Here is a 13221-nt window from a genome sequence, read left to right as displayed (position 1 = left end):
AGATTCGATTGCAAGCGCTTTTCGCCAACTTCCACGATAAAGGCGCCATTTCCTCATGACAAACAAAGCAAACCGCGCACCACCGTGCCGGCCTGGGCAATTCCAGCATGCTCGTCCCGTACGACCACGCTGCTCTGTCTCGTTTTGAATGCCGTTAATTGCCCTTATACGAAGACTGCCCTTATAAGAAAGGCGGGCGCACTTTCCCTGCAACAAGCGGGCTACATTCCCGAACCTCGTCAGGTAACGAGCGACACCGCGATTGGTTGAGAGAATCGCAAGGGTCTAAAATAGAATCGCCACCGATTCTGGCTGTCCTCAGTCCGATTTTGCTACACTGCGTGCCGGAGAGGCTGTTGAAAACATCGTCTCACCTTGAAGCGACTTCACCTGAGATCGCCTCCAAACAGCACTCTTAGGCATCGAATCGCCCGAATTTGCCGCATTTCGGATGAGGTCGAAATTCAAGCCGGTTTTCAGGTGCTTGGCGTTAGCCTTTGTTTTTCAAAGCGTTTCTTAACAAACAGTAAACAAATGCCCCGGTTCGGCCATAGCTTTGTGTCCTTTCAGCAACATCAAACGGGGAAGGCTATGGCGAAACTGCCCCGTTTGCCGTTTGTCGATTGCAAGCGCAGCAGCGTTTTGTATTTTCAAATCCAGAAGCGAGGCGGTGGATCGTCCGTTTCATACGTTAACGGGAATGGGGGCAGGAAATGCTGTCCTTCAGCCAAACAAGCCCAGACCCTAATGAAACTTGACTGGAGGTCATTATGAACATCAAGAGCCTTCTTCTCGGCTCCGCTGCGGCTCTCGCAGCAGTATCCGGCGCCCAGGCAGCAGACGCTATCGTTGCTGCTGCTCCGGAACCAGCTGAATACGTCCGCGTTTGCGACGCCTTCGGCACTGGCTATTTCTACATCCCCGGCACCGAAACCTGCCTTCGCGTTAAGGGCTATGTCCGTTTCGAAGTTCAGGGCAACAGCAACACCAATGACTCTGGTCGTGGTAGTTCTTGGCGTGGCGATGAGCGCGATTGGAATGCTCGTACTCGTGGCCTCGTCACTTTCGACGCCAAGAACGACTCCGAACTCGGCACGATCGGCTCCACCATCACTGTCCGCACCTGGGCCGATGAAGACGGCGGCAGCCTGGAACTCGACGAAGCCTTCATCACTGTTGCTGGCTTCCAGGTTGGTTCCTTCTACAACTACTTCGATACGGGCCTCTCCGGCGAAACCGACGATCTCGGCTCGAACCGTCTGAACTCGATCGCTTACAACTACAAGTCCGACACCTTCTTCGCTGGCATCGCTGTCGACGAACTGACCGGCTATTATTCTCGCGGCACGTCGGCTGTTTACAACGAAAACAAGCGCGTTGGTGTTGAAGGCCAGGTTGGCGGTTCTTTCGGTCCTGTAACGGCAACCCTGCTGGGTGGTTGGGATGCAGCTGCTAACGACGGCGCTGTTCGCGTCATCGCAACTGCAAACCTCGGTCCTGGCGTTCTCGGCGTTGCTGGTCTGTACTCGACCGGCGCTTCCGCTTACTACGACAAGGCTGAGTGGACTGTTGCCGCTGAATACGCAGCAAAGATCACTGACAAGCTGACCCTGACCCCTGGCGTTCAGTACTTCGCTAACACTCAGACTGACGGCGCTGGCGAATACGTTGGCCGTGACATCTGGAAGGGCGGCTTGACGCTGGACTATAAGCTGGCTCAAGGCTTGACCACCAAGGTTTCCGCTCAGTACCAGGATCATTCCTGGAACAACAGCGACGAAGTCTGGTCTGGCTTCGTTCGCTTGCAGCGTTCGTTCTAATTATCTCTTAGGAGATAAGACTAAGACTAGGCCTCGTTGGAATACGGGGCCTAGTCAGTATGCCGGGGGGCAAACAACAAGAGCGGTTCATAGAGAGTACATCTCTATTTCCTAAACGATAAACTGGAGATCAAAAATGAATATTAAGGGCCTTCTTCTCGGCTCCGCTGCGGCTCTCGCAGCAGTATCTGGCGCACAGGCTGCTGACGCTATTGTTGCCGCTGCCCCTGAACCTGCTGAATACGTCCGCGTTTGCGATGCGTTCGGCACTGGCTACTTCTACATCCCCGGCACTGAAACCTGCTTGAAAATGAGCGGCTACGTTCGTTTCGAAGTTCAGGGCGCAAGCAACAACAGCCTGGGCGACGATCGTAACTGGAATGCTCGTACGCGTGGCCTCGTCACTTTCGACGCCAAGAACGACTCCGAACTCGGCACGATCGGCTCCACCATCACGGTCCGTACTTGGGCTGATGAAAACGGCGGCAGCCTGGAACTCGACGAAGCCTTCATCACTGTTGCTGGCTTCCAGATCGGTTCCTTCTACAATCCTTGGGATAGCGATCTGTCCGGCGAAACCGACGACATCGGTTCGAACCGTCTGAATTCGATTGCTTACAAGTACAAGGCCGATAATTTCTTCGTATACGGTTCGGTTGACGAGTTGACCGGTTTGTATTCTCGTGACCTGGCTGACAATCCTTACAACAAGAATTCTCGTGTTGGTCTCGAAGCTCAGGTCGGCACCACCTATGGACCTATCACAGCTAACCTGCTCGGTTCTTGGGATTTCGCAGCCAATGACGGCGCCATTCGTGGCTTGGCAACGGCTGAAGTCGGTCCTGGCGAATTCGGTATCGCTGCGATCTACTCGACAGGCGCAAGCGCCTATTACGACCTCGGCAAGTGGACTGTTGCGGCTCAGTATGCAGCAAAGATCACCGACAAGCTGACCCTGACGCCTGGCGCTCAGTACTGGGGTGAAACCGAAACCGACGCTTCTGGCGATTACTTCGGTCGCGACATCTGGAAAGCTGGTCTGACAGTTGACTACAAGCTGGCAGAAGGCCTGACCACCAAGGTTTCGGCCCAGTACCAGGACCACGATTGGGATGGCAACGACGACGTTTGGACGGGCTTTGTTCGTCTGGAACGCAAGTTCTGATCTGATTGTTGATCTTCAGTTGACAATAGCCTCCGGGTTTACGCCCGGAGGTTTTTTATTGTCTTGATGCGATGTGCAATCTCGCAAGCAGGGTTGGATATAAAGCGCGATTGCGCTTATCGCCCATAATCCCCTCTTATAGGACTGGGTTTGAAGGATTGGGTTCTCGGATTACCTTTGGTCTTTTGGCTTCGATTGAACCATACAAACTCCGCCGTCTTGCCTTGTCGTTTGTCTTTTCGGGAAAACCGAGTTTCACTTTTCCCAAGGCAACCTCTCACTCTGAAAGAATTTGGCTGGCCTTATATCAAGACACGAATACTCACGCATTGTCGCTTTGAACGAGATGCAAGATGTCTTCCATGCCTCATGGGCTTGAGGTGCTTTAAAATGTCTTCGGGAGCTATTTCGTCAGCGCTGGATCAGGCCAGCAACTGCTTTAAATCTTCCTGCGGATTACCAATGATCGCCTTATCGGCGGACCGGCCGGCCTCCAGAAGCTTTTTGGCCGTAACATAGGCCTTGGCATCATTGATGGCATCGACAGCAAGGAAGCGGTCCTGACGATAATACCAGACGGACAGACTACCCTCGCGCAAGCCGGGCCTTACAATCGTCTCGTCATAGCCCAGATTAAGCCCGGCGATTTGCAGTTTCAGATCGTATTGATCCGACCAGAACCATGGTTTTGGTGCGTAGGGCACTGTCCCACCCGCGAGCACCATGGCGATGGCTTCCCCTTGATCGACGGCATTCTGAACTGATTCCAGCCGGACAGTCCCCTCACCCCAGGGAAGCAGCGCGCAATCGCCTGCAGCGAAGATGTCAGGATCGGATGTCCGGGCATAGCTGTCGACAATAATGCCATTTTGCACATGCAGTCCGGCGTTGCGTGCCAATCCGTCATTGGCAGTAGCGCCGATACCGACGATCACCAGATCGACATCGAGCCTGCTGCCATCTGATAGCTCGGCTGCGGTCACGACACCATTATTGCCCAGGAGGCGTTTCAAGCCCATGCCTTCGCGAATCATCACTCCATGGCCCTGATGAACGGCACGAATGAAATCGGCGGTCTCTCTTGCTGCAACACGGGCTAGGATACGGTCGGCCATTTCGATCACCGTGACTTCAAGGCCGAGATGGCGCGCCACGGCAGCAGCCTCCAGACCAATATAGCCGCCCCCTATGATCAACAGCCGCCGCCCTGGCTTCATCACCTCAGCCAGACGGTCGGCATCCGCCTTGTTGCGGATGGTGTAGACACCAGCAAGATTGCCGCCAATTTCCTGCGGCAGTCCCCGCGGTGTCGAACCGGTGGCCAGCACGAGCGTATCATACGAAAGCGATGAGCCGTCCTGAAGCCGCAGCAGCTTTTTTGGCCGGTCAATTTCCTCCACCCAGCGAGAAAGACGCAGGGCGATCGCGTTTTCATCGTACCATTGTGACGGGCGCAACAGCAGTCGATCAAAACTCATTTCACCGATCAGATATTTTTTTGAAAGCGGTGGGCGCTGATAGGGTAATTCCGGCGCAAGGCCAATCATGGTAATCGGTCGTTGGTCGTTCAGCGCCCGTAGTTTTGACGCAACAGAAAAGCCAGCCTGCCCTGCGCCGACGATCACCAAAGAATTTTCCACGCCATGCCTCCAGAAAAATCGCGAATTCTCTGCCGGAAAATGCGGCGGCCAGCGCGATAACCATTCTCTTCAACGGGTAAATACCGGATGCCGACCCGTCAAGTTCGGTGGCCACGCCTGGATGTAATAATGCCAGGTTCAGAAGATCGGCCACCTCCTCACCTTGGGGCGTATCAGAAGAGATGGGGCAGTTCATCAGGCTCGACAATTTTACCGATCAGATGAGACAAACAATTAGGAAAACTGCGTTAAACTGGGATACCAAGAAGGAGAAGAAGGACCGGTGTCATGCCGCTGCAGAACATTCTCGATGCAAAAAAGGACATTCCGCGGGACCTCGCCTATAAGAAGTTCAGCATTGACCGACCAGGCAAAATAATCTTTGTCGGCCACCACCTGAGCACCAAAACCACGGTACGTTGCCTGATCCGCAAAATCTCTTTGCAGGGCGCGGACCTTGAAGTCAGTCGCATGCTACCTGTGCCTAAAAACTTCTTTCTGGAAATTCTAGGCATCCGCGACGAGATCGGCTGTACCTTGATGCGCCGGGAGCAAGAGACGGCAGTGGTGAGCTTCAACATGCTGATCGATCCCGAATTCCTTCATCACGTCGTAAAGCTTTCATTCGAATTTGGCCCGTAATGGCACAGACTAACATAGATTGAACTTGAGATTGAGTTGCGCTTCTTTATGTATTCTCGTTTTGGTTTTAAAATTAGTCCAATCGCTCAAATTTGATGGAATAGATTCAACGCTCTGAAATGCCATTGCGGCAAACTTCTCCTGACAACAAGCACAACCGAGGAGAGACCATGCTGCAAGGAACCCATCTCGCGTCCGTCACTTCAGAAATGTATGAGCGGCGCTGGGACCGTTACCAGGTTCGTCGGCCCGCTCGCATTATGGCGGTCCGGTCAGGTTTGAGCGGCGTGACCATGCGCAGCGCCACGGTGCTGGATATTTCCCGCGGTGGTGCCGGTATAGAATTGGATACCGGGATCGGCCTTGGCAGTCACTACTATCTGGAGGTGTTGGGGATTGCCACGCGTATTGGCTGTGCTGAGGCTTATCGCAACGGCACAAGGGCTGGCGTCAAATTCCTGATGCCGATTTCAGATGTCTTGTTGCAGCGGATTATCCGTACCGACTTCGTCATGAGTGCCGACCGCACCAAAGACAATGCTGGAAAGACCGTTGCGCCGGGTACAGGCAGACTTGCCCGGTGAGCAGGCGCTCAAACCTCGAGGCGCACCATTTAGTTTCAATCAACTGCCGTCGGCTGCAATAAAGAGAGAGCTAGCCTCTGTTGTTTGATCTCATGCCCCTTGGCGGCTCCTTGCAGCCTTTCTATTCTCAGCGACACCGATTCGCCAGGAATAGCGTTCATGTCATCCTTTTCGCGGTTTACGCCGCTCATCTCTCGTCTGCCCGCCACCGTCCCCTTTGTCGGCCCCGAAGCTATCGAGCGCCAGCGTAGTCTGCCGGTCAAGGCACGGATCGGCGCCAATGAGAGCGGCTTCGGCCCCTCGCCCAAAGTTCACCTGGCGTTGCAGGCCGCCTCATCCGACATCTGGAAATATGCCGATCCCGAAAATTTCGAGCTGAAGGCCGCTCTGGCTGGCCATTATGGTCTTGGCGCCGATAATTTTGCGGTTGGCGAAGGCGTCGATGATCTTCTGGGGCTGACCGTGCGGCTGGTGATCGAGCAGGGTTTGCCAGTCGTCACTTCGCTTGGCGGTTATCCGACCTTCAATTTTCACGTCAATGGCTTTGGCGGGCGACTGGTAACGGTGCCCTATCGGCAGGACCGCGAGGATCTCGACGGTTTGCTGGAGGCAGTGCGCCGCGAAAATGCGCCGCTGGCCTATCTCGCCAATCCCGACAATCCGATGGGAAGCTGGCACGAGAGCCACGACGTCGTCGCCTTTGCCCGCGCCTTGCCGGAGACATGCCTGCTCATTCTGGACGAAGCCTATAGCGAAACCGCCCCGGCTGGCAGCATCCCTGCGGTCGATGCGCTGATCGACCTGCCGAATGTGCTGCGGATGCGGACATTTTCCAAGGCTTACGGCCTGGCTGGGGCACGGATCGGCTATGCGATCGGCACACCCGGAACGGTGTCTGCCTTCGACAAGATTCGCAATCATTTCGGCATGGTGCGGACCTCCGTCGCCGCGGCTCTGGCCGCCCTCGCCGACCAGGATTATCTGACCGCAACCGTCGCGCGGATCATCGCGGCACGGGAGCGAATTGCCGGAATCGCCCGCCAGAATGGACTGCAACCGCTGGCCTCAGCGACCAACTTCGTGGCGGTGGACTGCGGTCGTGACGCGGCCTATGCCCGCGCTATTGTCGACGGATTGATGCAGCATGGCGTGTTTATCCGCATGCCGGGCGTCGCGCCGCTCAATCGCTGTATCCGCATCAGCGCTGGCTTGCCGGAGGATCTCGATTTGCTGGAGCAAGTGCTGCCGAAGGTTTTGCGCGATCTCGAATCGAAGTGATTGAACCACTTGGAAAAACAAAAACCGCGCCGGCCTTGTTCCTGCCGGTCGCGGTTGAATGGTTTGGTATTACCCTGTTTCGTTGATGCCCTGTTTGGATGGCGGTGGATCAGTGGGAGGTCATCCATTCACGGGCGTCACGCAGCGCTTCTGCCAGCTGGCTCTTGGTCATGGTGGAGGCCAGATCGGACCGGAGGCCGACAGAACGGTCACAGCCTTTGATCGCGGCGATATTCAGCCATTTATGGGCAGACACCAGATCCTGCTCGCAGCCACGACCGGTGGCATACATCAGGCCCATGATCCGAAAGATATCAGCCTGGGGCTGGCCGCCAATCGTGGCCATATCGTCTGCCTGCATATCGAAACGTGCCATGGTCTAGTTCCTGTCCAATTTGGCTTCGGTTGGTCTTTTTTCAGTGTCATGGCGGGTTTCCGGCTTATCATTGCGCCGGAATACCCCACCAAGCTAAGTCCCTGTTTTCATGTCTGAACCGTCAACATCCTGGCAATCTTGCGTCGCTTTTCGGTGTTTGCGGTGCGGCAGGTTTTCCCTGCTCGTTTGATGGGTCCATTATGTCGGACGGGTTTCAAAATGCGCTTAAAATGCTTGCTTAACGGGTGGCAAACGGGCTCGAAACCCTTTGTCAACTTGTCTTTCCGTTAAGCATCACAGGGGCTGGTTTACCGGCAAATAGAGGTTAATTTTACTGATCTTTTACAGTTGTGATTTTACTCTTTGTTCATCATGATCGAGAGAGATGCGGAAAGGCTTCGAAATTCGTCCCTTGCGATAGCGCCTTTCACATCGCATCAGAGCCCTATTTACGTTTACGTGCGCGTCATTTAATTTGACGGTCTTGTTACCCGAAACCATATCGGGGGCGGAGGATCGTGGAGGAAAGAATGAGAACTATTTTGCTAGCAGCCGGACTATTGGCCTTGAGCCTGACAAGTGTCAGCGCAGCTGAGCCGATCGAAGGCAAATGGAAGACGGCGAGCGGTGAAACCGCCGAGATCGCCAGCTGTGGCACAGCCTTTTGCATCACCCTGAAGACGGGCAAGCATGCTGGCAAGCAAATCGGCAAGCTGAGTGGCTCAAGTGCCAGCTATACCGGCGAAGTCACCGATCCGGATAATGACAAGACCTATTCCGGCTCGGCAAATGTTCAGGGCAAGTCCCTCAACTTGAAGGGCTGCGTGTTGGCCGTGCTGTGCAAGAGCCAGACCTGGACCCGGATGTAATATTTCGCCGCGCCGGATCATACCGGCGCGGTATTGCCTGATTTTCAAGACGCCTGCTTATCGCGCCTTTTGACCAAACAGCACTTTCTTGGCTTCCTCATCGGTGGCGACATTGCTACGCCGCTCGGCGCCAACAGCAATACCGGCCTTGACCGCCGGGCGTTCCATCATCGCCTCAAACCAGCGCTTCAGATGGGGGAAATCGTTGAGGTCCTGTCCCTGATTGGCATGGGGTACGACCCAACCGACGCAAGCCATGTCGGCAATGGAATAATTGCCCGCCAGAAACTCCCGATCCGCCAGCCGCTTGTTCATCACACCATAGAGACGGTTGACTTCATTGGTATAGCGGTTGATGCCGTATTCGATCTTTTCCGGCGCATATTGGCGGAAATGATGCGCTTGTCCGGCCATTGGGCCAAGGCCGCCCATCTGCCAGAACAGCCATTGATCCACCTCGACACGGGCGCGCTCGTCGGTGGGGTAGAATTTGCCGGTCTTGCGTCCCAGATATTGCAGGATGGCGCCGGATTCAAACACGGATATCGGCTCTCCGCCCGGACCATCCGGATCGATAATTGCTGGCATGCGGTTATTGGGCGAAATTTTCAGGAAATCCGGCGCGAATTGCTCGCCCTTGCCGATATTGATGTATTTCACCTCATAGGGCAGGCCGAGTTCTTCCAACAGAATGGAAATCTTCCAGCCATTCGGGGTGGGCCAGTAATAAAGCTCGATAGGCGCTGTCATGGGCTCTCTCCTTTACGGCATCGTGTGTTTTATCAAATGCCGATGCTGTAGCACTTCAAATGATGCAGTCGCTGCCTGTCCTGAGGTAAATATCATGACACCAAGTTCAAGGGACAGTCGCCATAAAACAACAGCGTCAAAGGGGATTCCAGCCTCGCGATAGCTTGATCGTTTTATATCAAAACCATCAAGCTATCGGGGGATATCATGAGAGAGATTGCACTACGGCTGACGGCGGTAACGGTTATCATGGCGGTGTTCGCGGCGCTGTTCTCCATACTGGTCGTCAATTCTGCCCGCATACCGCAAAACCTGCGCACGGGCCTGGCGGGAGAGCGGCTCTATTCACTGCAAAACGGGTCGTCGTTTGCCAATCAAAACATCACCGCGCGCAGGGGATAAAATCAGCGGAAATGCATGGCTGTCGTTTGCTTGTTATTCAGACCGATATATAACGTCTCATGAGCAATAGAATCGTCAATTCCATCCCTGGGCCTATCCCCGTCACCATCATCAGCCCACCCGCTTATGAGGCAAGGCTGTTTGCCGATGCCAACGAGGCTGTCGATGCGATTACAGAGATTTACGAGCGCAATACGGCGTTTCTCATCGATGCATTTACAGCCCTTGCCAATGGCGCACCGATAGAGGGCCGTTACCGAGCCTTCTATCCGCAGGTCAGTATCGAGACCAATAGTTTCGGCCATCTGGACACCCGGCTTTCCTATGGCCATGTCACCTCGCCTGGCGTCTACACCACGACGCTCACCAATCCGAAACTGTTTCGCCATTACCTGAAAGAACAGCTATCCCTGCTGATGCGCAATCATCAGGTTCCGGTGCGGGTCAGCGAATCGACAACGCCGATCCCGCTGCATTTCGCCTTCGGCGAAGGCGCGCATGTCGAGGCTTCGGCCAATGGCTTTTCCGATATCCAGTTGCGCGATATTTTCGATACGCCTGATCTTTCGACCACGGACGATGAAATCGCCAATGGTGAATATGAGCCGCCAGCCGGTGAACCGTTTCCGCTCGCACCTTTCACGGCGCAACGGATCGATTATTCGCTGGCGCGGCTGTCGCATTATACCGCGACCAGCGCCAAGCATTTCCAGAACTTCGTGCTGTTCACCAATTACCAGTTCTATGTCGATGAGTTCTGCGCCTATGCCCGCACCCTGATGGCCAATGGCGGCGAAGGCTATACGGCCTTTGTCGAGCCGGGCAATATCACCACGCTGGCTGGTGAAAATGCGCCCTCTTCCGGCGCGCCGCTTGGCCGCCTGCCGCAAATGCCTGCCTATCATCTGAAAATGAAGGGGCATGCCGGTATTACCATGGTCAATATCGGGGTTGGCCCGTCCAATGCCAAGACCATTACCGACCACGTCGCCGTGCTGCGCCCGCATGCCTGGCTGATGCTTGGCCACTGCGCCGGTTTGCGCAACAGCCAGCGGCTCGGCGATTATGTGCTGGCTCATGCCTATATGCGCGAAGACCACGTGCTGGACGACGACCTGCCCGTCTGGGTACCGATCCCGGCACTGGCCGAAGTGCAGCTGGCGCTGGAAGATGCCGTCGAGGAAATTACCGGTTATGAAGGATTCGAGCTGAAGCGTATCATGCGCACCGGCACGGTAGCCACCATCGACAATCGCAATTGGGAACTGCGCGACCAGCGCGGTCCGGTGAAGCGCCTGTCACAATCGCGCGCCATTGCGCTCGATATGGAATCCGCGACGATTGCCGCCAATGGCTTCCGCTTCCGCGTGCCCTACGGCACGTTGCTCTGCGTGTCCGACAAGCCACTGCATGGGGAGTTGAAGCTGCCTGGCATGGCGACGGCTTTCTACAAGACCCAGGTCAGCCAGCATTTGCAGATCGGTATCCGCGCCTTACAGAAGCTCGGTGCCATGCCAACGGAAAAACTGCATTCGCGCAAGCTGAGAAGCTTTTTCGAAACGGCCTTCCAGTAAGCATCTTCGATGCCTTGCCGTTGATGCCTTGACGTTTCAGGGCTTTCGCACAGGCGAAGGGAAAACCGCGTGCAGCGCCAGCGAGAGCGCTGCACTGAGCAGGGCCGAGACGATGACGATCAGATGCAGGTTGACGGCGGCCTTGGCCAATCCATCCATATCCTGCACTGCCGCTCCAAGAGCGGCTGCACCGGCGACGATGCCAGCCGGATAGGTGCCGACGCCAGCGGGCGCATGAAACGGCAGGACGGAGGAAAGCTCTCCGCCCAATGCGCCGCCAAAAGCTGCAGATAGCGGTGTCACCTGCATCAGGCTCAACACCCAGGCAAACACCAGAACCTTGGTCCCCCAGGTGACGATAGTCATGGCCCAGGCTCGGAAAAAGGCGGCCTTATGCGCAGGCAAGCCTGCCTCCACCCCTTCGACCATCTTTAGCACCCTGCCAGAGAAACGCGCCCTTGCGAAAGCTAAAGCAGGGCGTTTCAAGGCAAAGCCGATCAGCGGTAAGACCAAAAAAAGCAGCCAGACCATTCCCCATACTTGGGGCTGCGGTTTTCCCAGCACCAGGCCGAGACCGGCAGCGGCCAGAAGCGCATGCAGATCCAGGAGCCGCATCACCAGCAGCGCCGAAGTTCCTGACAACAGCGGCACGGAAAATTCCGAGCGCATCAGCAGCGGAAAGCTGGTTTCACCACTTCGAAATGGCAGAAGAATATTGAGGAGGTTATGGACCTGCGCCAGATGAAACAGCGCGGTAAACCGGCCCGAGGTTTGGCGTGGGAAATAATCGTAGATCCGCCAGGCACGGACCAGAGAGGTGGACACCAACAGGCCCAGTGCCAGCAGCACTGTTGAAAGGCCCAGCGCCTGCCACTCTCGCAGCACCATGGACCAGCCCCAGACGGCTTCGACAAAAACCACATAAGCGGCAATGGCGATAAAGGCCATGAGCGAAACGCCATGGCGCTTTATCCACGATTTGCGGTGACTTTGATCGATTGAGGTCATTGCCCTGACAGTTCCGAATTGCGTGGCCGCGCCGGTTCCTATAACACCCGGACTTATAAAGGCCAGCAATTTTCGGAGTTCCTCCCTTGCCGACAGACCGTTTCGCCGCCGTGACCGGCCATGCTTCCTCTGATAATGCCGCATCCGCGATTGAACTGTCGGTCGTCGTGCCCTTCATGAACGAAGAAGACAATATTGGTCGCATGATCGAGCGGGTGATGGAAGCGCTGAAGGATTTCGGCAAGCCCTGGGAACTGATCGTCATCGATGACGGCTCCACCGACCGGACATTGAGCCGCGCACAGGCCTATATCGGCCGTGAAGGCCTCGACCTGAAAATCATCGAATTCCAACGCAATTTCGGCCAGGCGGCAGGCCTTCAAGCTGGTTTCGACGCCGCACGCGGACGGCTGATTGCCTCGCTGGACGGCGACCTGCAAAACGACCCGCACGATATTCCTGGCATGATCGCCGAGCTGGAAAGCCGTGATCTCGACCTGCTCTGCGGCTGGCGCAAGGCCAGGCAGGATGCACTGGTGCTGCGCAAGATCCCCTCCTGGTGTGCCAACCGGCTGATCGGCAAGGTCACCGGCGTACGCATCCACGATTATGGCTGCGGCCTGAAACTCTACCGCGCCCAAATCATCAAGCAGATCAGCATCATGGGCGGCATGCACCGCTTCATCCCGGCCTGGGTCGCCAGCGTCATTCCATCGTCACGGATCGGCGAAACCGTGGTCAATCACCATGCCCGCCAGTTCGGCACCTCGAAATACGGCATTTCCCGCACCGCCCGCGTCGTGCTCGATCTGCTGGCCGTGCTGTTTTTCATGCGCTTTCGCCAAAGGCCCGGCCATTTCTTCGGGATGATCGGCTTTTTCATCGGCACGCTCAGCGCGCTGATCCTGTTCTATCTGTTCGTCATCAAGCTGATGGGCGAGGATATCGGCACGCGGCCGCTGCTGCTGGTCGGCGTTATGCTGTTCCTGGCCTCGATCCAGATGATCACCACTGGCATTGTCGCGGAAATGCTGACCCGTTCCTACGATACACCGCGTGCCTATGTGATCCGCAAGACCTACGACCAAGCACCGGATACCAAGGACATCTGAG

The 13221-nt window shown here is 55.8% G+C and carries 13 protein-coding genes; 9 read left to right on the top strand and 4 right to left on the bottom strand.

What is annotated here, in order from left to right; genetic code table 11:
• Positions 1-770 precede the first annotated feature (770 nt).
• Together G6L01_RS03820 and G6L01_RS03815 are read left to right on the top strand one after the other, a co-directional pair.
• Entirely contained in the window at positions 771-1820 is a 1050-nt protein-coding gene (locus G6L01_RS03820) for a porin (protein WP_070167438.1), read from the top strand.
• A gap of 136 nt (positions 1821-1956) precedes the next feature.
• The gene (locus tag G6L01_RS03815) at positions 1957-2985 is read left to right on the top strand and encodes a porin (protein ID WP_070167439.1); all 1029 of its coding nucleotides are present in this window, start codon (positions 1957-1959) and stop codon (positions 2983-2985) included.
• Between the two features lie 422 nt (positions 2986-3407).
• Here G6L01_RS03815 and G6L01_RS03810 read toward each other — a convergent pair whose 3' ends face one another.
• Entirely contained in the window at positions 3408-4625 is a 1218-nt protein-coding gene (locus G6L01_RS03810) for an NAD(P)/FAD-dependent oxidoreductase (protein ID WP_070167440.1), read from the bottom strand.
• A 288-nt stretch (positions 4626-4913) separates the two neighbouring features.
• Between G6L01_RS03810 and G6L01_RS03805 the strand changes: the two genes are divergently transcribed.
• The 3 genes from G6L01_RS03805 (at position 4914) to G6L01_RS03795 (ending at position 7129) form a co-directional block, all read left to right on the top strand.
• Positions 4914-5267, top strand: coding sequence for a hypothetical protein (locus G6L01_RS03805; protein ID WP_070167441.1), 354 nt, complete (start codon positions 4914-4916; stop codon positions 5265-5267).
• 170 nt (positions 5268-5437) lie between these two features.
• On the top strand, positions 5438-5851 hold the full coding sequence (locus tag G6L01_RS03800) for a PilZ domain-containing protein (protein WP_070167442.1): 414 nt from the start codon (positions 5438-5440) through the stop codon (positions 5849-5851).
• A 159-nt stretch (positions 5852-6010) separates the two neighbouring features.
• A complete protein-coding gene (locus G6L01_RS03795) occupies positions 6011-7129 on the top strand; it encodes a pyridoxal phosphate-dependent aminotransferase (RefSeq protein ID WP_070167443.1) in 1119 nt (372 codons plus the stop codon).
• A gap of 109 nt (positions 7130-7238) precedes the next feature.
• Here the strand turns inward: G6L01_RS03795 and G6L01_RS03790 are convergent, their stop codons facing one another.
• Complete coding sequence (locus G6L01_RS03790; RefSeq protein WP_015915438.1) at positions 7239-7505, bottom strand: SEL1-like repeat protein; 267 nt, start codon at positions 7503-7505, stop codon at positions 7239-7241.
• A gap of 530 nt (positions 7506-8035) precedes the next feature.
• Here G6L01_RS03790 and G6L01_RS03785 point away from each other — a divergent pair.
• The gene (locus G6L01_RS03785; RefSeq protein ID WP_070167444.1) at positions 8036-8374 is read left to right on the top strand and encodes a DUF2147 domain-containing protein; all 339 of its coding nucleotides are present in this window, start codon (positions 8036-8038) and stop codon (positions 8372-8374) included.
• 57 nt (positions 8375-8431) lie between these two features.
• Here the strand turns inward: G6L01_RS03785 and G6L01_RS03780 are convergent, their stop codons facing one another.
• Positions 8432-9124, bottom strand: a complete 693-nt coding sequence (locus G6L01_RS03780; protein WP_070167445.1) for a glutathione S-transferase family protein — start codon at positions 9122-9124, stop codon at positions 8432-8434.
• Positions 9125-9331: 207 nt separating this feature from the next.
• On the opposite strand from G6L01_RS03780, the gene G6L01_RS03775 reads away from it, so the two are divergent.
• Complete coding sequence (locus G6L01_RS03775) at positions 9332-9526, top strand: hypothetical protein (protein WP_070167446.1); 195 nt, start codon at positions 9332-9334, stop codon at positions 9524-9526.
• A gap of 59 nt (positions 9527-9585) precedes the next feature.
• Positions 9586-11100 carry an AMP nucleosidase gene (locus G6L01_RS03770; RefSeq protein WP_070167447.1) on the top strand — a complete coding sequence of 505 codons (1515 nt, stop codon included), beginning with the start codon at positions 9586-9588 and terminating at the stop codon, positions 11098-11100.
• A gap of 36 nt (positions 11101-11136) precedes the next feature.
• On the opposite strand, the gene G6L01_RS03765 is transcribed toward G6L01_RS03770, so the two are convergent.
• Positions 11137-12048, bottom strand: coding sequence for a lysylphosphatidylglycerol synthase domain-containing protein (locus G6L01_RS03765; RefSeq protein ID WP_337796961.1), 912 nt, complete (start codon positions 12046-12048; stop codon positions 11137-11139).
• Between the two features lie 236 nt (positions 12049-12284).
• Here G6L01_RS03765 and G6L01_RS03760 point away from each other — a divergent pair, with 236 nt between their 5' ends.
• Positions 12285-13220 carry a glycosyltransferase family 2 protein gene (locus G6L01_RS03760; protein WP_234892011.1) on the top strand — a complete coding sequence of 312 codons (936 nt, stop codon included), beginning with the start codon at positions 12285-12287 and terminating at the stop codon, positions 13218-13220.
• Position 13221 lies beyond the last annotated feature (1 nt).

The sequence above is a fragment of the Agrobacterium vitis genome (assembly GCF_013337045.2).
Classification (GTDB): Bacteria; Pseudomonadota; Alphaproteobacteria; order Rhizobiales; family Rhizobiaceae; genus Allorhizobium; species Allorhizobium vitis_B.
This window is presented reverse-complemented; position numbering and strand designations above follow the sequence as displayed.